23 protein-coding genes are annotated in these 21,732 nt (G+C 73.4%); 11 read left to right on the top strand and 12 right to left on the bottom strand.

Features of this window, described 5'->3' with window-relative positions; genetic code table 11:
- Window positions 1–155: 155 nt before the first annotated feature.
- The gene (locus tag CBOVI_RS08735) at window positions 156–2,672 is read left to right on the top strand and encodes an ATP-dependent Clp protease ATP-binding subunit (RefSeq protein ID WP_010268814.1); all 2,517 of its coding nucleotides are present in this window, start codon (window positions 156–158) and stop codon (window positions 2,670–2,672) included.
- On the opposite strand, the gene brnQ is transcribed toward CBOVI_RS08735, so the two are convergent.
- Window positions 2,669–4,009 carry a branched-chain amino acid transport system II carrier protein gene (brnQ, locus tag CBOVI_RS08730; RefSeq protein ID WP_010268817.1) on the bottom strand — a complete coding sequence of 447 codons (1,341 nt, stop codon included), beginning with the start codon at window positions 4,007–4,009 and terminating at the stop codon, window positions 2,669–2,671. The genes CBOVI_RS08735 and brnQ overlap by 4 nt on opposite strands.
- Before the next feature lie 54 nt (window positions 4,010–4,063).
- Window positions 4,064–4,987, bottom strand: coding sequence for an HhH-GPD family protein (locus CBOVI_RS08725; RefSeq protein ID WP_010268821.1), 924 nt, complete (start codon window positions 4,985–4,987; stop codon window positions 4,064–4,066).
- A 36-nt stretch (window positions 4,988–5,023) separates the two neighbouring features.
- On the opposite strand from CBOVI_RS08725, the gene CBOVI_RS08720 reads away from it, so the two are divergent.
- Together CBOVI_RS08720 and CBOVI_RS08715 are read left to right on the top strand one after the other, a co-directional pair.
- A complete protein-coding gene (locus CBOVI_RS08720; RefSeq protein WP_010268824.1) occupies window positions 5,024–5,698 on the top strand; it encodes a carbonic anhydrase in 675 nt (224 codons plus the stop codon).
- Between the two features lie 9 nt (window positions 5,699–5,707).
- Window positions 5,708–6,358 (top strand): hypothetical protein, encoded by a 651-nt coding sequence (locus CBOVI_RS08715; protein WP_010268827.1) that lies wholly within the window; start codon window positions 5,708–5,710, stop codon window positions 6,356–6,358.
- Here the strand turns inward: CBOVI_RS08715 and radA are convergent.
- On the bottom strand, window positions 6,345–7,661 hold the full coding sequence (gene radA / locus CBOVI_RS08710) for a DNA repair protein RadA (RefSeq protein WP_029157868.1): 1,317 nt from the start codon (window positions 7,659–7,661) through the stop codon (window positions 6,345–6,347). The two genes, CBOVI_RS08715 and radA, sit on opposite strands and share 14 nt — an antisense overlap.
- A 1-nt stretch (window position 7,662) precedes the next feature.
- Complete coding sequence (locus CBOVI_RS08705; RefSeq protein WP_125174268.1) at window positions 7,663–8,226, bottom strand: hypothetical protein; 564 nt, start codon at window positions 8,224–8,226, stop codon at window positions 7,663–7,665.
- A 156-nt stretch (window positions 8,227–8,382) separates the two neighbouring features.
- On the opposite strand from CBOVI_RS08705, the gene CBOVI_RS08700 reads away from it, so the two are divergent.
- From CBOVI_RS08700 to CBOVI_RS08675, 6 genes are read left to right on the top strand one after another with little or no spacing between them, the layout of a single operon-like run.
- Window positions 8,383–8,988 carry a CarD family transcriptional regulator gene (locus CBOVI_RS08700; RefSeq protein ID WP_010268840.1) on the top strand — a complete coding sequence of 202 codons (606 nt, stop codon included), beginning with the start codon at window positions 8,383–8,385 and terminating at the stop codon, window positions 8,986–8,988.
- The gene (gene ispD, locus CBOVI_RS08695; protein ID WP_010268842.1) at window positions 8,978–9,709 is read left to right on the top strand and encodes a 2-C-methyl-D-erythritol 4-phosphate cytidylyltransferase; all 732 of its coding nucleotides are present in this window, start codon (window positions 8,978–8,980) and stop codon (window positions 9,707–9,709) included. The genes CBOVI_RS08700 and ispD overlap by 11 nt, the downstream gene beginning before the upstream one ends.
- Window positions 9,706–10,191: a 2-C-methyl-D-erythritol 2,4-cyclodiphosphate synthase gene (ispF, locus tag CBOVI_RS08690; protein ID WP_010268844.1), complete on the top strand. Its 486-nt coding sequence runs from the start codon at window positions 9,706–9,708 to the stop codon at window positions 10,189–10,191. Before ispD ends, ispF begins: the two co-directional genes overlap by 4 nt.
- Before the next feature lie 10 nt (window positions 10,192–10,201).
- A complete protein-coding gene (cysS, locus tag CBOVI_RS08685) occupies window positions 10,202–11,590 on the top strand; it encodes a cysteine--tRNA ligase (RefSeq protein ID WP_010268845.1) in 1,389 nt (462 codons plus the stop codon).
- Window positions 11,591–11,641: 51 nt separating this feature from the next.
- Window positions 11,642–12,592 carry a 23S rRNA (guanosine(2251)-2'-O)-methyltransferase RlmB gene (gene rlmB / locus CBOVI_RS08680; RefSeq protein WP_010268847.1) on the top strand — a complete coding sequence of 317 codons (951 nt, stop codon included), beginning with the start codon at window positions 11,642–11,644 and terminating at the stop codon, window positions 12,590–12,592.
- Window positions 12,593–12,597: 5 nt separating this feature from the next.
- Entirely contained in the window at window positions 12,598–13,629 is a 1,032-nt protein-coding gene (locus tag CBOVI_RS08675) for an oxidoreductase (protein ID WP_010268849.1), read from the top strand.
- Here CBOVI_RS08675 and CBOVI_RS08670 read toward each other — a convergent pair.
- Window positions 13,626–14,183, bottom strand: a complete 558-nt coding sequence (locus tag CBOVI_RS08670; protein WP_010268852.1) for a TetR/AcrR family transcriptional regulator — start codon at window positions 14,181–14,183, stop codon at window positions 13,626–13,628. The genes CBOVI_RS08675 and CBOVI_RS08670 overlap by 4 nt on opposite strands.
- Before the next feature lie 106 nt (window positions 14,184–14,289).
- Between CBOVI_RS08670 and CBOVI_RS08665 the strand changes: the two genes are divergently transcribed.
- Window positions 14,290–15,201 (top strand): membrane protein, encoded by a 912-nt coding sequence (locus CBOVI_RS08665; RefSeq protein WP_010268856.1) that lies wholly within the window; start codon window positions 14,290–14,292, stop codon window positions 15,199–15,201.
- Here CBOVI_RS08665 and CBOVI_RS08660 read toward each other — a convergent pair.
- The 3 genes from CBOVI_RS08660 to CBOVI_RS08650 are packed head-to-tail and all read right to left on the bottom strand — an operon-like array spanning window position 15,116 to window position 17,400.
- On the bottom strand, window positions 15,116–15,949 hold the full coding sequence (locus CBOVI_RS08660; RefSeq protein WP_010268860.1) for a metal ABC transporter permease: 834 nt from the start codon (window positions 15,947–15,949) through the stop codon (window positions 15,116–15,118). The genes CBOVI_RS08665 and CBOVI_RS08660 overlap by 86 nt on opposite strands.
- Window positions 15,950–15,952: 3 nt before the next feature.
- Window positions 15,953–16,555 (bottom strand): metal ABC transporter ATP-binding protein, encoded by a 603-nt coding sequence (locus CBOVI_RS08655; RefSeq protein ID WP_010268863.1) that lies wholly within the window; start codon window positions 16,553–16,555, stop codon window positions 15,953–15,955.
- Window positions 16,552–17,400, bottom strand: coding sequence for a metal ABC transporter solute-binding protein, Zn/Mn family (locus tag CBOVI_RS08650; RefSeq protein ID WP_083826037.1), 849 nt, complete (start codon window positions 17,398–17,400; stop codon window positions 16,552–16,554). Before CBOVI_RS08650 ends, CBOVI_RS08655 begins: the two co-directional genes overlap by 4 nt.
- A gap of 75 nt (window positions 17,401–17,475) precedes the next feature.
- Between CBOVI_RS08650 and CBOVI_RS08645 the strand changes: the two genes are divergently transcribed.
- Window positions 17,476–18,543 (top strand): LacI family DNA-binding transcriptional regulator, encoded by a 1,068-nt coding sequence (locus CBOVI_RS08645; RefSeq protein WP_010268871.1) that lies wholly within the window; start codon window positions 17,476–17,478, stop codon window positions 18,541–18,543.
- Here CBOVI_RS08645 and otsB read toward each other — a convergent pair whose 3' ends face one another.
- Genes otsB through CBOVI_RS08625 form a run of 4 tightly spaced genes read right to left on the bottom strand, consistent with a single transcriptional unit; the run spans window position 18,544 to window position 21,705 of the window.
- Complete coding sequence (gene otsB, locus CBOVI_RS08640) at window positions 18,544–19,368, bottom strand: trehalose-phosphatase (protein ID WP_010268874.1); 825 nt, start codon at window positions 19,366–19,368, stop codon at window positions 18,544–18,546.
- 42 nt (window positions 19,369–19,410) lie between these two features.
- Entirely contained in the window at window positions 19,411–19,872 is a 462-nt protein-coding gene (locus tag CBOVI_RS08635) for a putative periplasmic lipoprotein (protein ID WP_010268879.1), read from the bottom strand.
- Window positions 19,869–21,338 carry an alpha,alpha-trehalose-phosphate synthase (UDP-forming) gene (locus CBOVI_RS08630; RefSeq protein ID WP_010268882.1) on the bottom strand — a complete coding sequence of 490 codons (1,470 nt, stop codon included), beginning with the start codon at window positions 21,336–21,338 and terminating at the stop codon, window positions 19,869–19,871. The genes CBOVI_RS08635 and CBOVI_RS08630 overlap by 4 nt, the downstream gene beginning before the upstream one ends.
- A gap of 4 nt (window positions 21,339–21,342) precedes the next feature.
- Window positions 21,343–21,705 carry a hypothetical protein gene (locus tag CBOVI_RS08625; protein ID WP_010268887.1) on the bottom strand — a complete coding sequence of 121 codons (363 nt, stop codon included), beginning with the start codon at window positions 21,703–21,705 and terminating at the stop codon, window positions 21,343–21,345.
- Between the last annotated feature and the right edge of the window lie 27 nt (window positions 21,706–21,732).

Here is a 21,732-nt window from a genome sequence, read left to right as displayed (position 1 = left end):
GCTGCTGGCGTACATCACCCTCGCATGGCCTGTGACCTGCGGTGACGGGGTGCCGGACGCGGGTGGTCCGGCGTGGGGGACGCGCGGGGGGCCGTGAGCGTCCGCACAAGCAATTACAGTGGGACGCCAACAGACCGAACGATGAGGGAGAGCTAATGTTCGAGAGGTTTACTGACCGGGCGCGGCGCGTCGTCGTCCTGGCGCAGGAGGAGGCCCGCGCGCTCAACCACAACTACATCGGGACCGAGCACATCCTGCTCGGCCTCATCCACGAGGGTGAGGGGGTCGCGGCGAAGGCCCTGGAGTCGATGGGGATCTCCCTCGAGGCCGTCCGCACGGAGGTGGAGGACATCATCGGCTCGGGCGGCCACCCGCCGAGCGGGTACATCCCCTTCACGCCGCGGGCGAAGAAGGTCCTCGAGCTCGCCCTGCGGGAGGCGCTCCAGCTCGGCCACAAGTACATCGGCACCGAGCACATCCTCCTCGGCCTCATCCGCGAGGGCGAGGGCGTGGCCGCCCAGGTGCTCGTCAAGCTCGGGGCGGACCTCTCCCGGGTGCGGCAGCAGGTCATCCAGCTGCTGTCGGGCTACGAGGGGGCGGAGCCGGAGAGCGAGGGCGACGAGCCGGCGACGGCGGGGGTCGGCGCCGGCGCGGAGGGCGGCGCGAAGATCGGCCAGAAGTCGAACTCGCTCGTCCTCGACCAGTTCGGGCGGAACCTCACCCAGGCGGCCCGGGACGGCAAGCTCGACCCGGTCGTCGGCCGTGAGAAGGAGGTCGAGCGGATCATGCAGGTCCTCTCGCGCCGCACGAAGAACAACCCGGTCCTCATCGGTGAGCCGGGCGTCGGCAAGACCGCCGTCGTCGAGGGCCTCGCCCTCGCCATCGTCAACGGCAAGGTGCCGGAGACGCTGAAGGACAAGCAGCTGTACTCGCTCGACCTCGGCTCGCTCGTCGCCGGGTCCCGTTACCGGGGTGACTTCGAGGAGCGCCTGAAGAAGGTGCTCAAGGAGATCAACCAGCGCGGCGACATCATCCTGTTCATCGACGAGATCCACACCCTCGTCGGCGCGGGCGCCGCGGAGGGCGCGATCGACGCCGCGAGCATCCTCAAGCCGAAGCTCGCCCGCGGTGAGCTGCAGACCATCGGTGCGACGACGCTGGAGGAGTACCGGAAGCACATCGAGAAGGACGCCGCCCTCGAGCGCCGGTTCCAGCCCGTCCAGGTGCCGGAGCCGTCGGTGGAGGACACCGTCGAGATCCTCAAGGGCCTGCGGGACCGCTACGAGGCGCACCACCGGGTGTCCATCACCGACGGCGCGCTCGTCGCCGCGGCGCAGCTGTCCTCCCGGTACATCAACGACCGCTTCCTGCCGGACAAGGCCGTCGACCTCATCGACGAGGCCGGCGCGCGGATGCGCATCAAGCGGATGACCGCGCCGAAGTCGATCCAGGTCGTCGACGAGAAGATCGCCGAGGTCCGCCGCCGCAAGGAGGCCGCGATCGACGACCAGGACTTCGAGAAGGCCGCCGCGCTCCGCGACGACGAGCGCACCCTCACGGAGGAGCGCGAGGAGAAGGAGAAGCAGTGGCGCGCCGGCGAGCTCGAGGACGTCGCGGAGGTCGGTGAGGAGCAGATCGCCGAGGTGCTCGGCAACTGGACCGGCATCCCCGTCGTCAAGCTCACGGAGGAGGAGTCCTCCCGGCTCCTGCGCATGGAGGACGAGCTGCACAAGCGCATCATCGGCCAGGAGGACGCGGTGCGCGCGGTGTCGCGGGCGATCCGCCGGACGCGCGCGGGTCTCAAGGACCCGAAGCGCCCCAGCGGTTCGTTCATCTTCGCCGGTCCCTCCGGCGTGGGGAAGACGGAGCTGTCGAAGGCCCTCGCGGAGTTCCTGTTCGGGGACGACGACGCGCTGATCCAGATCGACATGGGTGAGTTCCACGACCGCTTCACGGCCTCCCGTCTCTTCGGCGCGCCCCCCGGGTACGTCGGCTACGACGAGGGCGGCCAGCTCACGGAGAAGGTCCGTCGCAAGCCGTTCAGCGTCGTGCTCTTCGACGAGATCGAGAAGGCCCACCAGGAGATCTACAACACGCTCCTCCAGGTCCTCGAGGACGGCCGTCTCACCGACGGCCAGGGGCGCGTCGTCGACTTCAAGAACACCGTGCTCATCTTCACGTCGAACCTGGGCACCCAGGACATCTCGAAGGCCGTGGGCATGGGCTTCAGCGGTGTCGGCGCGGCCGACGAGGCCGGCCGGTACGAGCGGATGAAGCAGAAGGTCAACGACGAGCTGAAGAAGCACTTCCGCCCGGAGTTCCTCAACCGCATCGACGACATCGTGGTCTTCCACCAGCTCACGCAGGACGAGATCGTCCAGATGGTCGACCTGCTGCTCGGGCGCGTCGAGCGGGCCCTGGCCCAGAAGGACATGGGCCTGGAGGTCTCCGACACGGCGAAGAAGCTCCTCGCCGACAAGGGCTTCGACCCGGTGCTCGGTGCCCGCCCGCTGCGGCGCACGATCCAGCGGGAGATCGAGGACCAGCTCTCGGAGAAGATCCTCTTCGGCGAGATCGGCGCCGGGGAGATCGTCACCGTCGACGTCACCGACGGGGCGTTCGTCTTCGGGTCGCGGCCGAAGCCGCTGCCCGAGGTCGCGACGGAGGGCTAGGCCTTCACCTCGACGTCGCCGCCGACGAGGGCCTCGTCGTGGAGGCCCCGGCGGCGGTCGACGGCGTAGCCGACCGCCCCGGCGACGAGCGTCGGCACGAGCCAGCCGAGCCCGTCGGCGAACAGGGGGATCCAGCCGATGACGAGGCCGCCGAGGGAGCGGCCGAGGTCGAGCAGGGAGAACAGCACCGCGACGGTGACGGCCGCGCGGTAGGTCACGGGGATGCGCAGCGTGCCGACGGTCATGTGGAACACCGTCAGCAGGATGAGCGTGATCGCCACGGGGTAGATGAAGCCGATGACCGGCCCGGACACGGCGAGGATCCGCTGGAGGCCGAGGTTCGCCACGGCGAGCCCGGTGACGGTGAAGACGACGCACCACGCCCGGTACGACAGGCGGGGGAGCAGTTCGTGGAAGAACGACGCCGACGCCGTGATGAGCCCGACCGCCGTCGTGAGGCAGGCGAGGAGGACGACCGCGGCGAAGACCCACGCCCCGGCGTCGCCGAGGGTGAGCTCCGACGCGCGGGACAGCAGTTCCGCCCCGTCGGAGAACGAGGTCTTGTCCGGCATCTTCGTGCCGAGGACGGCGAGGGAGACGTAGACGAGCAGCAGGCACGCCCCGGCGATGAGGGTCGACACCGCCGTCGCGCGGACGACCGTGCGGTGGTCCGTCACGCCGCGGGCGCCGAAGCTCGTCACGACGACGATGGCGAAGGCGAGGGCGGCGACGGAGTCCATCGTGAAGTAGCCCTCGAGGACGCCGGTGACGAGCGGGGAGTCCGCGTACTTCGCCGACGACGCGACGGCCGGGTCGTGGAGCCGGGTGAACCCGACGACGACGAGCACGGCGATGAGCACGAGCAGCGCGGGGGTGAGGTACTTGCCGAGGGAGTCGGCGACCGTGCCGGGCACGAGGACGAGGGCGAGCGAGACGCCGAAGAACACGAGGCTGAACAGCAGCCGCGGCCACTCGCCGTGGAGGTCGAGGGTCGTCTCGACGCTGAGCGTGTACGCCGTCGACGCCGCGCGGGGCATGGCGTAGAGCGAACCGATGGAGAGGTAGGCGACGACGGAGAAGACGACGCCGAACACCCGTCCCGCCCGCGACGCCAGGTCCAGGACACCTGAGCCGGAGATGGCGACGGCGATGACGGCGACGACGGGGAGTAGCACACCGGTGATGACGAATCCGGTGATCGCGGGGATGAGGTCGGGGCCGGCCTCGGCCCCGAGCATCGACGGGAAGATGAGGTTGCCGGCCCCGAAGAACATCGAGAACAGCATGAGGCCCACGGCCACGACGTGGGTGGCGCGAGGGGTGCGGGGGGCGGTCACGGATGCGTCAACCTTTGCGGAGGGGTCAGATACAGGCGAAATACTACTGCCTGGTCACCGGGGGAGGTGCCACACGTCCCCGGTCCGGGTGACGAGACCGTCGTCCATGAGCGACCGGACCGCCCGGTCCCGCTGACCCGCATCCCCCCACACCCCCGCGAGCGCGGCCGCGTCGGCGGTCTCCCGGCTCCGCAGCAGCGCCATGATCCGGCCGCGGGCCTGCCGGTCGGTGCCCTCGAAGGTCTGCACCCGGCGGCGGGCGTCGGCCCGCTCCCGCTCCGTCGGCTCCGGGCGGCCGAGGGCGGTCCACCGGCAGCGGTCGAGCACCGGGCACCGGTCGCAGCGGGGCGTGCGGGCGACGCACACCGTCGCGCCGAGCTCCATGAGCGACGCGCACATGCCGAGCGCCTCGTCGCGGCGGGCCGGGTCGTGCGTGGGGTTGGTGTAGCCGCGCCGGGTCAGCGCGGGGTCCTCGTCGACCCACGGCATGAGGTCGGCGACGTCGACGAGGTCGGTGGCGCGCGCCGGCCCGGGCAGCCGGACGCCCCGGACGAGCCGGTGGTGGACCCGCCGGACGTTCGTGTCGACGACCGGCACGGCCCGGCCGAAGGCGAAGGCGGCGACGGCGCGGGCGGTGTACGTGCCGATGCCGGGCAGGGCCTCGAGCCCGGCGACCGTGTCGGGCAGCGCGTCGCCGACGGCCTGCGCGCACTCCCGGAGGCGCAGCGCCCGGCGCGGGTAGCCGAGCGACCCCCACTCGCGGAGGACGTCCGCCGTCGGCGCGGCGGCGAGGTCGGCGGGCCGCGGCCAGAGCTCCAGCCACCGCTCCCACCGGGGGATGACGCGGGCGACGGGGGTCTGCTGGGACATGACCTCGGAGAGGAGGACGGCCCACGGCGTCGTGCCCGGTCGTCGCCACGGGAGGTCGCGCGCGTGGGCGGCGTACCAGTCGTTGAGCAGCGTTCCGGTGGAGGTCATGGTGCATTCACTGTACCGGGCGTGCAGGATGGTCCCATGACCATGACTCAGGACCTCACCCCGCAGCAGGCGTGGGAGATGATGCGGGACGGCAACCGGCGGTTCGTCGAGGGCGATCCGGACCACCCCCGCCAGGACGTCGGACGCCGCACGGCGGTGCAGACCGGACAGGCCCCGCACGCGGTCGTCCTCGCGTGCTCGGACTCGCGGGCGCCCGTGGAGATCATCTTCGACCAGGGGCTCGGTGACGTCTTCGTCATCCGCACCGCCGGGGAGATCACCGACCTGTCGGTGCTCGCCTCGCTGGAGTTCGCCGTCGACGGGCTGGGCTGCCCGCTCGTCGTCGTCCTCGGCCACGAGAGCTGCGGGGCGGTCAAGGCCGCCTACGCCGCGCTGGAGAACGGGACGATGCCGGACGGCTTCCAGCGCGTGCTCGTGGAGAAGGTCACCCCGTCGCTGCTCACCGCCCGGGCGGCGGGGCAGACGACGATGGAGCAGTTCGAGCGGCACCACGTCGTCGAGATCGCGAGCCACCTCATCGACCGGTCGCCGCAGCTCCAGCAGCGGATGCGCGACGGCCGCTGCGGGGTCGTCGGGATGCACTACCGGCTGTCGGACAACCGGGCGGTGCCGGTCGTCGCGCACGGCGTGGACCTGGGGGAGGAGCCGGGCCCTGTGTCGGAGCCGGGGGCGGGCGACGCACGGAGGTAGGCTGTCAGCGTGTCGCAGCCCAACCAGCCTCTGCCCCGGGAGATCTACACGCGCCGGCGCATCGCCGCCGTCGTGGTCCTCGTCGTGGTCATCGCCCTCATCTGGTGGGCCGTGAGCAGTCTCACGGGGGGCGGGGACGACGGCGACCCCGCACCGGCGGCCGCCTCCTCACCGGCGGCGTCGTCACCGGCACCGTCACCGTCGCCCACCCCGACCTCGACCGCCCCGGCCGCGACGACCGCGGCCCCGACGACGTCGGAGAAGACGGACTGCTCCCTCGCCGACCTGCGCGTCGAGGCCGCCCCCGGCCAGCCGTCCTTCGGCCCGGACACGGCCCCGAATTTCTTCCTCACGGTGACGAACCCCACGCGGGGCGACTGCCGCGTCGACCTCTCCGACCACCCGCTGCAGTTCGAGGTCTTCACGCTGACCACCTACCAGCGCGTGTGGGCGGACACGGACTGCAACCGGCCGGAGGACGCCGGTGAGCTGCGGCTCGCCCCGGGCGCGTCGAAGACGTGGGAGCTGACGTCGTGGTCGCGGACGACTTCCGCGCCGGACGGGTGCGGCGACCGCCGCCCGGTCGACCCCGGCTCGTACCTGCTGTACACCCACGTCGGCGACGTCGTGTCGCAGCCGGCGACGTTCAACCTCGAATAGCGTCCGCGAGCGTCGGCACCCGGGTGACGGTGAGGCCGGCCGGGACGTCGACGGGCTGGTCGGGCACGACGGCCCGCCGGAACCCGAGCCGCGCGGCCTCCGCGAGCCGCAGCCCGAGGTCGGGGACGCGGCGCACCTCCCCGCCGAGCCCGACCTCCCCGAGGACGACGACGTCGAGGGGGAGCGGGGCGTCCCGCAGCACGGAGTCGAGGGCGAGGGCCGTCGCGAGGTCCGCGGCGGGTTCGACGATCCGCATGCCGCCGACCGTCGCCACGTACACCTCGTGCTGGGCGAGGTTCCGCCCGCACCGTTGGGCGAGCACGGCGAGGATCATGCTCACCCGGCCCCCGTCGACGCCGGTGACGACGCGGCGGGGGTTGTGCTGCCCGGTGGGGACGGCGAGGGTCTGCACCTCGCCGACGAGGGCACGACGCCCGTCCATCGCGACCGTCACGGCCGTGCCGGGGACGGGGGTCTCCCGGTGGTGGAGGAACAGGCCGCTCGGGTCCGTGACCTCCCGGATGCCCCCGGCGGTCTGCTCGAAGCAGCCGACCTCGTCGGTGGCGCCGAAGCGGTTCTTCACGCCCCGGAGGAAGCGCAGCGCGCTGTGCCGGTCGCCGTCCATCGAGAGGACGACGTCGACGAGGTGCTCGACGGTGCGCGGCCCGGCGACGGTCCCGTCCTTCGTGACGTGGCCGACGGCGACGACGGGGACGCCCGAGGTCTTCGCGTACGTCGTCAGCGTCGAGGTCACCGCCCGGGTCTGGGCGACGCCCCCGGCGACCCCCTCGACGCCGGGGGCGTGGAGGGTCTGGAGGGAGTCGACGACGACGAGCGCCGGGTCGAGCTGCGTCATCTGCTCGACGGCGGTCTCGAGGTCGGACTCCGCGGCGAGGTAGAGGTGGGGTGACAGCGCCCCGGTGCGTTCCGCCCGGTGCCGGACCTGGCCGGCCGACTCCTCGGCGGTGACGTAGAGCACCCGCCGGCCCTCCGCGGCCCAGTGGGCGGCGGCGGTGAGGAGCAGCGTCGACTTCCCCACCCCCGGTTCCCCCGCGAGGAGGACCGCGCTGCCCGGGACGAGCCCCCCGCCGAGCACGCGGTCGAGTTCACCGACGCCGGTGGGGCGGTGCGCCGCGGCGGCGGGGTCGATCTCGGTGACGGGCAGGGCCGACGTCACCGGGGTCGACCGCGCGCCGACCTCGTCGAGCGTCCCCCACGCCCGGCAGTTGGGGCACCGGCCCATCCACTTGCCCACCGTGTGCCCGCACGCGGTGCACCGGTAGGTCGTCGTCGTGCGGGCCAGCTCAGTGCCCGGTGGTGTAGCGGCCGTCCGCGCCGCGGTGGACCTGGCCGGCCTCCGGGACGTACGCGGCGACGGGGGCGTTGACCTTGACCTCGCCGGTGGAGAAGTCGAAGACGACCTCCTCGTGGCCGCCGGCGAGGTAGGAGTCGCCCGGGACGCTCGTCGTGACGTAGTGGATGCAGCCGGGGGCGCCGCCCTCGGGCTCGGCGCGCCGGATGCCGGCGGCCCCGTCGGCGACGATGGAGCAGCCGGCGCCGAGGGAGGTGTCCCCGTCGAGCTCGACCTTCCGGCCGTCGACGGTGATGCCGCGGAGGGTGACGTCACTGTCGTCGAGGGTCTTGTTGACGGCGGTGAACTTCAGCGCCGTGGAGCCGTCCTCCTGGAGCGAGACCGTGATGTCCCGGACCGGGGTTCCGGGCGGGTTCGCGTACACCCCGTCCACGGCGGGGACCTGGTTCGCGGTCTGGGAGATCTGACCTGCGCTGCAGGCGGTGATCGCCAGCGCCGAACCGGCGGCGAACACTGCGAGGACTCCGCGCGCTGCGGTCGACTTCAGGGGCTTCACGTCGTGCTCCTCCATATGAAACGAATGTCTGCTGTCACTCACATTAGCCCCTCCGCCGGTCGCGGGCCTAGTCGGCAGGGGTGTTAGAATGGCCCGGCCAGAGTGAGGCCAGCAGACACACCTTCCGGCGGCGGCCGGGGTACGGGAGAACAACGGATGGATTTCAACGTCGGGGACGTCGTCGTCTACCCGCACCACGGCGCGGCCGTGATCGAGGGCATCGAGCAGCGGGAGTTCAAGGGGGAGACGGTCGACTACCTCGTCCTCCGCATCAACCAGGGTGACCTCTCGGTGAAGGTGCCCGCGGCGAACGCGGAGAAGGTCGGCGTGCGCGACGTCGTCGGTGAGGAGGGCCTGCTCAAGGTCTTCTCCGTCCTCCGGGAGACCGACGTCGAGGAGGCGGGCAACTGGTCCCGCCGGTACAAGGCCAACCAGGAGCGCCTGGCCTCGGGTGACGTGAACAAGGTCGCCGAGGTCGTGCGCGACCTGTGGCGCCGGGACCAGGACCGCGGCCTGTCCGCCGGCGAGAAGCGGATGCTCGCGAAGGCCCGCCAGGTGCTCGTCGGGGAGCTCGCCCTCGCCGAGGGGGTCGACGACGCGAAGGCGGACGCCACGCTCGCGCAGATGCGGGAGACGATCGTCCGGCTGCGCGAGAAGGCCGCCGCCGCCCGGGCCGCCGGTGTCGAGGGGGAGGACGGGCCGACGGCCGTCGACCTCGACGTCGAGCTCGGCGGCGACGTCGATGACCTCGATGAGGACTGACCGGGTCCACGCCCTCGTCCCGGCGGCGGGCGCCGGCACCCGCCTCGGCGCGTCGGTGCCCAAGGCGCTCGTCGAGCTCGACGGCCGTGCCCTGCTGCTCCGCGCGCTCGACGGCCTCGCCGCGTCGGGGGTCGTCGGTGACGCGCTCGTCATCGTGTCCGGGGGGATGCTCGGGGAGGTCGACGCCGCCCTGCGCGGGAACGACTGGGGCCCGATGCGCGTCGCGGTGTGCCGGGGCGGGGCGGAGCGGGCCGACTCGGTCCGCGCCGGGCTGCGGGTCCTCACCGACCGGCTCGGCGAGGAGCGGGAGGGCCACGTCGTCGCCGTCCACGACGCCGCGCGGTGCCTCACGCCCCCGGGGCTCGTCCGCGACGTCGTCGCCGCGGCCGTGGCGGGCCCGGCGGCGGGGGCGGTGCCCGTCGTCCCCGTGACCGACACGGTGAAGACCGTCGCCCCCGGACCGGGGGGCACCGAGACCGTCACCGGCACCCCCGACCGGGCGACCCTCCGGGCGGTGCAGACCCCGCAGGTCTTCGCGCTGCCCGCGTTCGTCGAGGCCCATGAGCGGGTGACCGGACCGGTGACCGACGACGCCTCGCTCGTCGAGCGCGCCGGGTTCACCGTCGCCGCCGTCCCGGGGGACCCCCGGGCGTTGAAGATCACGACGCCGACGGACCTCGCGCTCGCGCGGGTGCTGCTCGGCGGGGAGGAGACACCATGATCGTGCCGCGCGTCGGCGTCGGGACGGACGCCCACCGGGTCGAGGAGGGCAAGCCCTGCCACATGGCGGGCCTGCACTTCCCGGACGACGACGGGTGCGAGGGGCACTCCGACGGGGACGTCGTCGCCCACGCCGTCGTCGACGCCCTGCTCTCCGCGGCGGGCCTCGGTGACCTCGGCAGTTTCGTGGGGACGGGCCGTCGGGAGTACGACGGCGTCTCCGGGGCCCGGCTGCTCCGCGAGTGCCGGGAGCTGCTCGACGGGCACGGGGTGACGGTCGGCAACGTCGCCGTGCAGATGATCGGCAACCGGCCGAAGATGGGGCCGCGCCGGGAGGAGGCCTCGCGGGTCCTCTCGGAGCTCGTCGGCGCGCCGGTGAGCGTGTCGGCGACGACGACGGACGGCCTGGGCTTCACCGGCCGGGGCGAGGGGGTCGCCGCCGTGGCGACGGCGGTGGTGTGGACGGGGCCGGACCGACCGTAGGATGGGGCACGTGACTCTCCGAATCTACGACACCGCGTCCCGCACCCTCCGCGACTTCGTGCCGCTGACGGAGGGGCGGGCCTCGGTCTACCTCTGCGGGGCGACCGTGCAGTCGGTGCCGCACATCGGGCACGTCCGCTCCGGGGTCGCCTTCGACATCCTCCGCAACTGGCTGGAGGCCTCCGGCCTGGAGGTGACGTTCGTCCGCAACGTCACCGACATCGACGACAAGATCCTCGCGAAGGCCGCCGAGAACGGCCGGCCGTGGTGGGAGTGGGCGGCGACCCACGAGCGCGAGTTCACCCGCGCGTACGACCTGCTCGGCGTGACCCCGCCGTCGGTCGAGCCGCGGGCGACCGGCCACGTCCCGCAGATGGTGGACTACATCCGGCGCATCATCGACGCCGGCCACGGGTACGCCGTCGACGGCAGCGTGTACTGCGAGCCGACGACGATCGACGACTACGGCTCCCTGTCCGGCCAGCGCCTCGACGAGCTCGACCAGGGGGAGCAGACCGTCGCGGGCAAGCGCGACCCCCGGGACTTCGCGATGTGGAAGGCGGCGAAGCCGGGGGAGCCCGCGTGGGACACCCCGTGGGGCCGGGGCCGGCCCGGCTGGCACATCGAGTGCTCGGCGATGGCGACGACGTACCTCGGCGCGGAGTTCGACATCCACTGCGGCGGGCTCGACCTGCAGTTCCCCCACCACGAGAACGAGCAGGCCCAGGCCCACGCGGCGGGCGACCCGTTCGCCCGCTACTGGATGCACAACGGCTGGGTGACGATGTCGGGGGAGAAGATGTCGAAGTCCCTCGGCAACGTCCTGTCCGTGCCGAACGTGCTCACGCAGGTGCGCCCCGTCGAGCTGCGCTACTACCTCGGCAGCGGGCACTACCGGTCGATGCTCGAGTACTCGGAGGGCGCGCTGCAGGAGGCGGCGGCCGGGTACCGCCGGATCGAGGCGTTCCTCGACCGGGCCGTCCGGGTCGTGGGCACGATGGACCGGGGCACGTGGCCGGAGGCCTTCGGCGCGGCGATGGACGACGACCTCGCGGTGCCGCAGGCCCTCGCCGTCCTGCACGACGTCGTGCGCGCCGGCAACCGGGCGCTGGAGCAGGGGGACCACGCCACCGTCGCCGACCTCGCGGGTCAGGTCCGGGCGATGGCGGCGGTGCTCGGCGTCGACCCCCTCTCGCCGCGGTGGGCCGGTGACGCGGGCGGGTCGACGCAGGCGCTCGAGGCCCTCGACGTCCTCGTCCGCGCGGAGCTCGACCGGCGGGCGGAGGCCCGGGCCCGGAAGGACTTCGCGACGGCCGACGCGGTGCGCGACCGCCTCCGCGCGGCCGGCGTGACGGTGACGGACACCCCGGACGGCGCGGAGTGGTCGCTGGACGGCTGACCGTGTCAGGCTAGGATGGGCCGGACACCAACGGGAGGACTCGGAACACACATGCCTGGAAACGACCGCCGCCGCGGCGCCGTGCGCAAGACGGAGAAGAAGGGGGCCCCGAAGGGCTCCGGTGGCCAGCGTCGCCGGGGGCTGCGGGGGAAGAAGGCCACCCCGAAGGCCGAGGACCGGGTGTACCACGCCGCGTACCGGCGGAAGAAGGAGGCCGAGCGGCGGGCCCGCGGGCGGCAGAACCAGCACGACAAGCCGGAGGGCCCGGAGCTCGTCGTCGGCCGCAACCCGGTCGTCGAGTGCCTCCACGCGAACGTCCCGGCGACCGCGCTGTACGTCGCGGTCGGCACGCAGAACGACGACCGGCTCGCCGAGGCGGTCCACACGTGCGCCGAGCGCGGCATCGCCGTGCTCGAGGTCAGCCGCAGCGAGCTCGACACGATGACGGGCAACGGCCTCCACCAGGGCGTGGGCCTCCAGGTCCCGCCGTACAGCTACGAGGACGTCGAGGGGCTCATCGGCCGGGTCCGGGACTCCGGCGAGCCGGGCATGATCGTGTGCCTGGACAACATCACCGACCCGCGCAACCTCGGCGCGGTCATCCGCTCCGTCGCCGCGTTCGGCGGGCACGGGGTCGTCATCCCGGAGCGGCGGTCGGCGTCGGTGACGGCGGTGGCGTGGCGGACGTCGGCGGGCACGGCGGCGCGGCTGCCGGTCGCGAAGGCGACGAACATGGTCCGGGCGCTCAAGGAGTTCCAGCAGGCGGGCTACCAGGTCGTCGGGCTCGACGCCGGCGGCGACCACACGCTCGACACGTACGACGGCACGACGCCCGTCGTCATCGTCGTCGGCTCCGAGGGCAAGGGGCTGTCGCGCCTCGTCCGGGAGACGTGCGACACGGTGATGTCGGTGCCGATGGCGTCGTGGGTGGAGTCCCTCAACGCCTCCGTCGCGGCGGGGGTCGTCCTCAGCGAGTTCGCCCGGCAGCGCCGCGTACGGTAGGGGGTATGGCTTCCCCCCGTCTCTTCCGTCCCCTGACCCTCCCGACCCCCGACGGGTCGGGCCTCGTCGTCGGTAACCGCGCGTGGATCGCGCCGATGTGCCAGTACGCCGTCGACCGGCGGGACGGGGTGCCGACCGACTGGCACGTCCAGCACCTCGGCTCCTTCGCCGCGGGCGGGTTCGGCCTCGTCGTGGCGGAGGCGACGGCGGTCGAGGCGCGGGGGCGGATCTCCCCGCAGGACCTCGGGTTGTGGGACGACGACCAGGTCGCCGGCCACGCCCGGGTCGTCGACGTCATCCACTCCCAGGGCCGGGCCGCCGGCGTCCAGCTGGGCCACGCGGGCATGAAGGCCTCGACGTACCCGATGCTGCCGGGGGTGGACGAGGGCCGGGTGCCCGCCGCGGAGGGCGGGTGGCCGGTGCTCACGGCCGAGGAGGCGCTCGCCGACCGGGACGTCGTCGTGCAGGCCTTCGTCGACGCCACGCGGCGGGCGGAGGAGGCGGGCTACGACGTCGTCCAGGTCCACGCCGCCCACGGGTACCTGCTCCACCAGGCGCTCTCGCCGCTGGTCGGGGGGACGTCGGACGCCACGCTGCTCCGCGACGTCGTCACGGCCGTGCGGGAGGCGTGGCCCGCGTCGAGACCCCTGGGGGTGCGGGTGAGCGCGACCGACTGGGTCGACGGCGGGGTCACCGTCGCGGACACGGTCGCGGCGCTGGAGGGGCTCGACGTCTCGTGGGTCGACGTCTCCTCCGGCGGGTTGACGGACGGGTCGGAGATCCCCGTCGGCCCGGCGTACCAGACCCCGCTCGCGGCGGAGCTCGCCCGGGGGGTCGACGACGGGGTGGTCGTCAGCGCCGTGGGGCTCATCACGGAGCCGGCGCAGGCGGAGACGATCCTCGTGACGGGGCTGGCGGACGCGGTGTCGCTCGGCCGGGAGGCGCTGCGTGACCCGCACTGGGCGATGCGCGCCGCCCGGGCGCTGCGGGTGCCGGAGGACGAGGTGCCGCGCGCCCCGCAGTTCTGGCGCGCCTAGCGCAGCCCGCGGATGTAGACGCCGACGAGCCACTCGGCCTGGCCGGGGGCGAGGCGCTCGGCGGTGGCGGGCAGGGGGCGGGTGAGGGCGGCGAGCCCGAGGTGGAACCGGACGGGGGTGACGTCCGCGGCGACGAAGCCGTGGGCGCGGGCGTGGTCGAGGAGGGTGGCGAGCCGGGCCTGGAGGTCGTCGCGGACGGGGGTGGCGGAGGCCATGAGCTCCTCGTCGACCATGGCGACGGGCATCATCTGCGTCGCGAGCGCCCCGGTGTGCAGCGCGGCGAGGTCGTGGACGACGCTGTGCCACGTCGCCGTGGGGTCGTCGTCCCATCCGTCGCGGTGCCGGTCGATGACGTCGGCGACGCGGTCCCGGACCTCGCTGAACAGGCCGAGGATGAGGTCGCGGCGGGTGGGGAAGTGGCGGTAGAGCGTGGCGATGCCGACGCCGGCCTCCTGGGCGACGGCGCGGAGGGGGACGTCGACCCCCTGGTCGGAGACCAGTCTCCACGCGGCGTCGAGGATCTCCCTGCGTTTCGCGACGGCGTCTGCCCGCATCGGCGTGTCTCCCTGCTGTTCGGTTTGCGCTCCGATAAACGGAGCGATACGCTCCGTCTACCCACAACCGGAGCGCAGTGCTCCGTCTATTCTACAGGAGTCCCCCATGAAACGGACGCTCGCGGCGCTCGTCGCCGCCCTCACCGCAGCCCTGTGCCTCATGCTGCTGGCCTTCCTCGCCCCCTCGCTGAACTCCGGTCCCACGGACGTGCCCGTCGCCGTGAGCGGCACCGACTCCCTGCCCGGGGACCTCGACGTCCGGACGTACGGCTCACTCGACGAGGTCCGTGAGGCCGTGCGCCACCGCGACGCCGTCGGCGGCGTCGCCCTCGGCCCCGACGGCGCGACCGTCGTCACCGCCACCGGCGCCGGCCAGCCCTACCCGACGCTCCTCACGGGCGTCGGCTCCGGTCTCGCGGCGCACGGCACCCACGTGACCTACGACGAGGTCGCGCCGCTCGCCGCGGGCGACCCCGGCGGGACCGCCCTCACCGTCCTCGCCCTCCCGCTCGCCTTCGGCGGCATGGCCTCGGCGGCCGTCCTGTCCTTCACGATGAAGCGGCGCTACGCCCTGCGCGTCATCGGCTCCCTCGCCTTCTCCGTCCTCGGCGGCCTCGCCCTCGCGGCGATCCTCCAGTTCGGCTTCGACGCCGTCGGCGGCAGCTACGCGGAGCTCGCGGCCGTCCTCGCCGTCGGCATCGCCGCGACGTCGATGGTCGTCCTCGGCCTCGAGGCGCTCCTCGGCGTCCCCGGGCTCGCCCTCGGCGCGGTGCTCACCCTGTTCGTGTCCAACCCGCTGTCCGGCATGGCCACCGGGTGGCAGTGGCTGCCGGCCCCGTGGGGCGCGGTCGGCCAGGCTATGCCCATCGGCGCGGCGGGCACCGCCGTCCGCTCCGTCGCCTACTTCGACGGCAACGGCATGACCCACGCCGTCACCGTGCTCGTCGCGTGGATCGTGGTCGGGGCAGCCCTCGTCGGTCTCGCCACGCTGCGACACCGCGGCACGCGAGGTAGATGACGAACGAGATCGTCGTGACGAACGGGCTCACCGGCAGCCCCGGGGCGAGGGAGGCGACGAGCCCGCCGACCGCGGAGACCGTCGCGAAGACCGCGCTGAGCAGGACCGCGACGACCGGGTTCGACGTCACCCGCACCGCCGCCGCCCCGGGCGTGATGAGCAGCGCCATGAGCAGCAGCGCCCCGACGATCTGCACCCCCTGGGACGCGACGACCCCCAGCAGCGCGGCGAAGACGACGGCGAGGAGCCGCACCGGCACCCCGGCCGCCGCGGCGAGCACCGGGTCGACCGTCGCGTAGAGCAGCGGCCGCCACAGGAGGGCGACGACGACCACGACGACGACCGTCACCACCGCCAACACCCCCAGCGTCGGCCCGGACACCCCCACGATCTGGCCTGTGAGCAGCGACATCGCCCGCGACGAGCGCCCCGGGTACAGGTAGATGAACAGCACCGACAGCCCGGTGCCGAACGCGAGGACCACCGCGACCGTCGAGTCCTGCTCCCGCATCCCCAGCAGCGCGAGGACGACCGCCGCGAGGACCGCCCCGAGCATCGCCCCCGCCGAGACACTCACCCCGAGCAGGAGCGCCGCCGCCGCGCCCATGAGCGCGAGCTCCCCCGTCGCGTGCGCGGCGAAACTCATCCGCCGCATGACGATGAGCGGGGCGAGCGCCCCGGAGACGATGCCGAGCAGCAGCGACGCGAGGATCGCGTGCTGGACGAAGTCCACGCCGAGCAGGTCCACGGCTCACACCTCCCCGAGGCGGACGACGCGGTCGGTGACCGCCCGGACGGGCTCGACGCCGTGCGTGACGCACACGACGGCCGTGCCGTGCTCCCGCCGCCGCCGGTCGAGCCGGGCGACGGTCTCCGCCTGGGCGCGGACGTCGAGGCTGAGCAGCGGCTCGTCGCACAGGAGCAGGTCGGGGTCGTCGACGAGCGCCTGGGCCTGCCGGACGAGCTGCTGCTGCCCGCCGGAGAGCACACCCACGCGCCGGTCCGCGTACCCGAGCGCCCCGACCGCGGCGAGGGCGGCGTCGACCGTCCCCGGGGCGGGGCGCCGCCGGTGCAGCACCCCGTGCCCGGCGGAGAGTCCGACGAGGTCGCGGGCGCGCAACGGGATGTCCGCGCCCATCATGCGCTGCTGGGGGATGTAGCCCACCCGCCCCCGGGTCGTCACCGTGCCGGCCGTGAGCCGGCGGGTGCCGAGGACGACGTGGAGCAGCGTCGTCTTCCCGGCCCCGTTCGGGCCGAGCACCGTGACCCACTCACCGGGGGCGACGTCGAGGTCGAGGTGCTCCCACAGCGGGGCGACCGCGGCGTCCCGGAGGGAGAGGACCGGTGCGGTCACCGGCCGGCGAGGCCGTCGAGGACGGCGCCGACGTAGCCGAAGTAGTCCTGGCCCTCGTCGGGGGTCTCGTTGACGTTGACGATGCGCACGCCCCGGGCCTCCGCGGCCTTCGTGAGCTGCGCGGCGGCCGGCGACTCCGACTGGCGGTTCGTGACGAGGACCGTCACCGTGCCGTCCTCGATGAGCCGGCGGGCGGCGTCGATGTCCGCGGCGGAGGGCTCCGCCTCGGCGAGGGTGGCGTGGGCGTAGCCCTCGGGGGTGACGTTGCGCAGCGGCGTGCCCTCGATGAGGTCGGCGGCGACGGGCTCGGTGAGCAGGGCCGCGCCGGCGGGCAGCTGGGCGGCCCGGGTCTTCAGCTCGTCGATCCGGCGGGTGACCTCGGTCGCCCGGTCGGGGATCGCGTCGTCGCGGGCGTGGAGGGCGACGGCGAGGTGGTCGGCGAGGTGGGAGGTCGTGTCGAGGTCGAACCACACGTGGGGGTTCGTGCCGTCGTCGTCGGCGGGGAGGGCGGAGACGAGCTCGGTGTCGTCGCCGGCGGCCTCGCTGAACCACGTGTCGTAGCCCGCGCCGTTGGCGACGGCGATGTCGGCGTCGCGGACGGACGCGAGGTCGCGGGCGCTCGGCTCGTACTCGTGGGGGTCGTCCTGCGTGCCGCTGATGACGCTCGACACGGTGACGCCGTCGTGCCCGGCGACGACGGCCTGCGCGAGGTCGCCCCACAGGGAGGTCGAGGCGACGACCGTGACGGTCTTCGTGTCGTCGGTGCCGCCCTGCGAGCAGGCGGTGAGGAGGGCGAGGGTGCCGAGCACCGCTGTCGTGGCCCGGGCCAGGCGTGCTGTGGTCATGGAGCCACCGTACGTCTACTGATAATTAGTGTCAAAAAATAGGCGGCCCGGGGGAGGGGGACTATCGTCGGACCGGTGAACACCCCCAGAACCCTCGCGTCGCTCGCCGCGGAACTCGGTGTGTCCCGCACCACCGTCTCCAACGCCTACAACCGCCCGGACCAGCTCTCCGAGAGCCTCCGCGCGCGGATCCTCGCGGCCGCCGAGCGCGCCGGGTACCCGGGCCCGGACCCCACCGCGCGGTCCCTGCGCACCCGCCACGCCGGGGCGCTCGGCGTCCTGCTCACCGAGGACCTCACCTACGCCTTCGAGGACCAGGCGTCGCTCGAGTTCATGTCCGGGGTGTCCGTCGCGTGCAGCGGCCGGGACACGTCCATGCTCCTCGTCCCCGCCGGGGCGGAGACCCAGGGCGACGGCCGGGCGGCCGCCCTCGTCAACCAGGCGGCCGTCGACGGGTTCATCGTCTACTCCGTCGCCGCCGACGACCCCTTCCTCGCCGCGGTCCGGGGCCGGGGGGTGCCCACGGTGGTCTGCGACCAGCCCGCCGACGGCCACGACCTCACCTTCGTCGGCATCGACGACCGGGAGGCCGTCCGCCCCGCCGTCCGGGCCCTCGTCGACGCGGGCCACCGCCGGGTCGGCGTCCTGTGCATCCGGCTCGCCCGGGAGCCGAACAACGGGCCCGTCGGCCCGGAGCGGCTCGCGGCGGCGCAGATGCACGTCCAGCGGTCGCGGGTCGAGGGGGCGCTCGCGGAGCTCGCGGCCGCCGGGGTCGTCGACGTGCCCGTCGTCGAGCGGCACATCAACACCCCGGAGACGGCGCGGGACGCCGCCCGGGAACTGCTCGACGCGCACCCGGACCTCACCGCGGTCGTGTGCACGACGGACTCCATGGCGCTCGGCGTCCTCGACGTCGCCGGGGAGCGGGGGCTCGACGTCCCCGGGGACCTGTCCGTCACAGGGTTCGACGGCATCCCGCGCGCCGTGGCCCGGGGCGTGACGACGGTCGTCCAGCCGAGCCGGGAGAAGGGCCTCGCGTCCGGGCGCGCCCTGTTCGCGCTGCTCGACGGGGAGGAGCCGCCGCGCCGGCGGCTCCTGGGGACGCGGTTCCGGCCGGGCCGGACGGTCGCGCCCCCGCGGTGATCAGCCCCGGGCGTCCGCGAGGCGGCGGAGCAGGGCCGCGGTGTCCGTCGGGGACTCGACGCGCCGCTGCGCGGCCGTCGCGCCGAAGCCGACGCGCACGCCCATGTCCGGGCGGGCCTCCGTGTCCTCCCCCTGGTCGAGCACCTCCATGGCCGTCTCGTCGGTGACGTCGTCACCGATGAAGAGCACCGCGTCGACCCCCAGCTCCTCGCGGAGGTGGCGGACGTACGAGCCCTTCGTCGTGCCGTCGACCGCGACCTCGAGGATGTCCTTGCCCCACGTGATCGTCGTGCCCTCGCGCTGCGCGGCGACGTCGTGGAAGGCCTGCATCGCCTCCTCGGCGATGGAGAAGTCGAGGGCCGTGCGCTCGTGGAGGCCCACGGCGAAGGTCTTGTACTCGACCCACATCCCCTCGTCGCGGGCGGCCTGGCGCTCCGCCTCCGCCCCGAGGTCGGCGAGGAGGGACTTCTGGTCGTCGGTGAGCGTCACCCCGCCGTCGACGGCGGGCTCGGCGCCGTGGCTGCCGACGAGGAGGATGTCGTCCTCCCCGGGCTCGCGGAGCGCCGGCAGCTCGGTGACGGTCTGGAGCTGGCCCAGGTCCCGGCCGGACAGCACGCACACCGTCGTCCCCGGCAGGGCCGCGAGGTCGCGCAGCGCGTCCATCGCCCCCGGCACCGCGCGGGCCGTGTTCGGCTCGTCGGTGAACTCCGCGAGCGTGCCGTCGAAGTCACAGGCCACGAGCAGTGAGGGGACCCCCGCGAGATAGGCGATGTCCTCGTCGCTGACGGTGAAACTGTCGAAGGCCGATGCGGGGCGCTGGGGCATGGTGAAGGGTCCTCACTGCTCGAGGGTCATGGTGACCGAACTCTACCCCGCGCCGTCGGTGAACTCCACCGAACGGGGGGTCTGCCACGGCTCGACCTGCTCGTCCGTGCGGGTGAGCTTCAGCTCGTGCTCCGCCGGCCGGGTGACCGCGAGGTCCCCCGACCCGAGGACGGACCGCAGCCGCTCCGCCGTGTCCTCCTCGCCGGGGATGCAGCGCCCCGGGGACGGCGTGACGGTCATGTCGGACAACCGCGCCCGGGACTCGTCGTCCGCCCACCACGCGCGGCCGGAGAAGGTGAGGCACCCCGTCCCGCCGGTGAACGTGTCCCGGCCGATGACGAGGTACACCCGGCCCTGGAGGGTGTCCGGCAGGAGGGTCGCGCGGTCGGGGTCGTCGGTGATCCGCACGACCTGCCAGCGGGTCGCCCCGAGGGGGGACTCCGCCGGGCCCGAGCAGCCGGCGAGTGCGAGCACGCCGACGAGGAGCGGGACGAGCCTCCTCACCCGAGCGCCTCGAGGAACTCCCGGGCCCACCGGTGGACGTCGTGGGTCCGGACCTGCTCCCACATCGCGGACATGCGGCGGCGGCGCTCGACGGCGGGACTGCGGACGGCGTCGAGGAGGGCCTCGCCGACGGACTCCCGGTCGTGGGGGTTGCACAGGTAGGCGTCCGTGAGCTGCGTCGCCGCGCCGGTGAACTCGCTGAGCACGAGGGCCCCGGAGCCGTCGGAGTGGCAGGCGACGTACTCCTTCGCCACGAGGTTCATCCCGTCCTTGAGGGCGGTGACGAGCATGACGTCCGCCGCGGAGTACAGCGCGACGACCTCGTCGAACGGGAGCCCGGCGTGGGTGTAGTGGACGACGGTGTGCCCGAGGCTGCCGTGGTTGCCGTTGATGCGGGACACGGTCTGCTCCGCGAGCTTCCGGGTCTGCTTGTAGGACTCGAGCCGCTCCCGGGAGGGGGTGGCGACCTGGACGAGGCAGACGTCGTCGGCCCGGAGGTCGCCGTTGTCGAGGAGCATCTCGAGCGCCTCGAGCCGGTGGAGGATGCCCTTGGTGTAGTCCATCCGGTCGACGCCCGCGATGAGGATCTTCGGGGAGCCGAGGCGCTGCCGCAGCGACATCGCCGCGGCGATGGACTCCGGGGTGTTCGCCTTCGCGTTGACCTGCGCGGAGTCGATGGAGATGGGGAAGACGCCGACGGTGACCGTGCGCCCGTCGACCTCGACCGTCCCGGCGGCGGGGGAGCCCTCCGGCAGCCGTGCGCCCCGGATGAACGTCGCACCGTCGCCGATCTCCGGCTCGACGGTCACGTCGTGACCGAGGGCGCGGAGGGTGAGCAGGAAGTTCGACGCGCTGTCCGGGGTGTGGAAGCCGATGACGTCCGCGCCGAGCGTCGACTCGAGCACCTGGCGGCGCCACGGCAGCTGCCGGAACAGCTCCGGGGCGGGGAAGGGGATGTGGAGGAAGAAGCCGATGCGCACGTCGGGGCGCATCTGCCGGATCATCCCCGGGACGAGGTGGAGCTGGTAGTCCTGCACCCACACCGTCGCCCCCTCGGCGGCCTCGGCGGCCGCGGCGTCGGCGAAGCGGCGGTTGACGGTGACGTAGCGCTCCCACCAGTCGGGCCGGTACTCCGGGTGGACGATGAGGTCGTGGTAGAGCGGCCAGAGGGTGGCGTTGGAGAAGCCCTCGTAGAAGGCCTCGTGGTCCTCGGGGCTGAGGGCGACGGGGACGAGCGTGACACCGTTGTCGTGCGGGAGGTCGGCGGTCGTCACCGGCTCCTCGTCCTCGGCGGTCGTGGTCCCCGGCCAGCCGATCCACGCGCCCGAGTGCTCCTCGAGGACGGGCCGGAGGGCGGTGACGAGTCCGCCGGGGCTCGGTGTCCAGGAGACGGTGCCGTCCCGGTCGACCCGACGGTCGACGGGCAGACGGTTGGCGACGACGACGAAATCACTGCTGCTGTCCATGGCCCTAACTCTTCTTCGGTGTGGTTTTCGTGGCTTTCTTCGTGGTCTTCTTCGCCGTCGACTTCTTCGCCGCGGCCTTCTTCGTGGTCTTCTTGGCCGTGGTCTTCTTCGTGCTCTTCTTCGCGGCCTTCTTCGTCGTCTTCTTCTTCGCCGACGACGCCGCGTTCTCCGCCTCGATCTCGGCGAGGACGCGGCGGTGGATCAGCCCCTCCGGCTCCACCCCGAGCATGCACATGATCGTCGTGGCGTCGAGGAAGTCCTCGGCGTACGTCGCGACGATCCGCTGCGCGGCCTCAGCCGTCTCGACCTCCACTGCGTGCAGTGCTTCGGCGTTCGCGGCCCGGGTGTCGGTGACCTTCGGCGGCACGTGTACTCCCTCTTCTCAGACTGTGTT

The sequence above is a fragment of the Corynebacterium bovis DSM 20582 = CIP 54.80 genome, assembly GCF_030408615.1.
GTDB lineage: Bacteria > Actinomycetota > Actinomycetes > Mycobacteriales > Mycobacteriaceae > Corynebacterium > Corynebacterium bovis.
The sequence above is the reverse complement of the archived record's forward strand: the minus strand, read 5'-3'. Positions and strand labels throughout refer to the sequence as shown.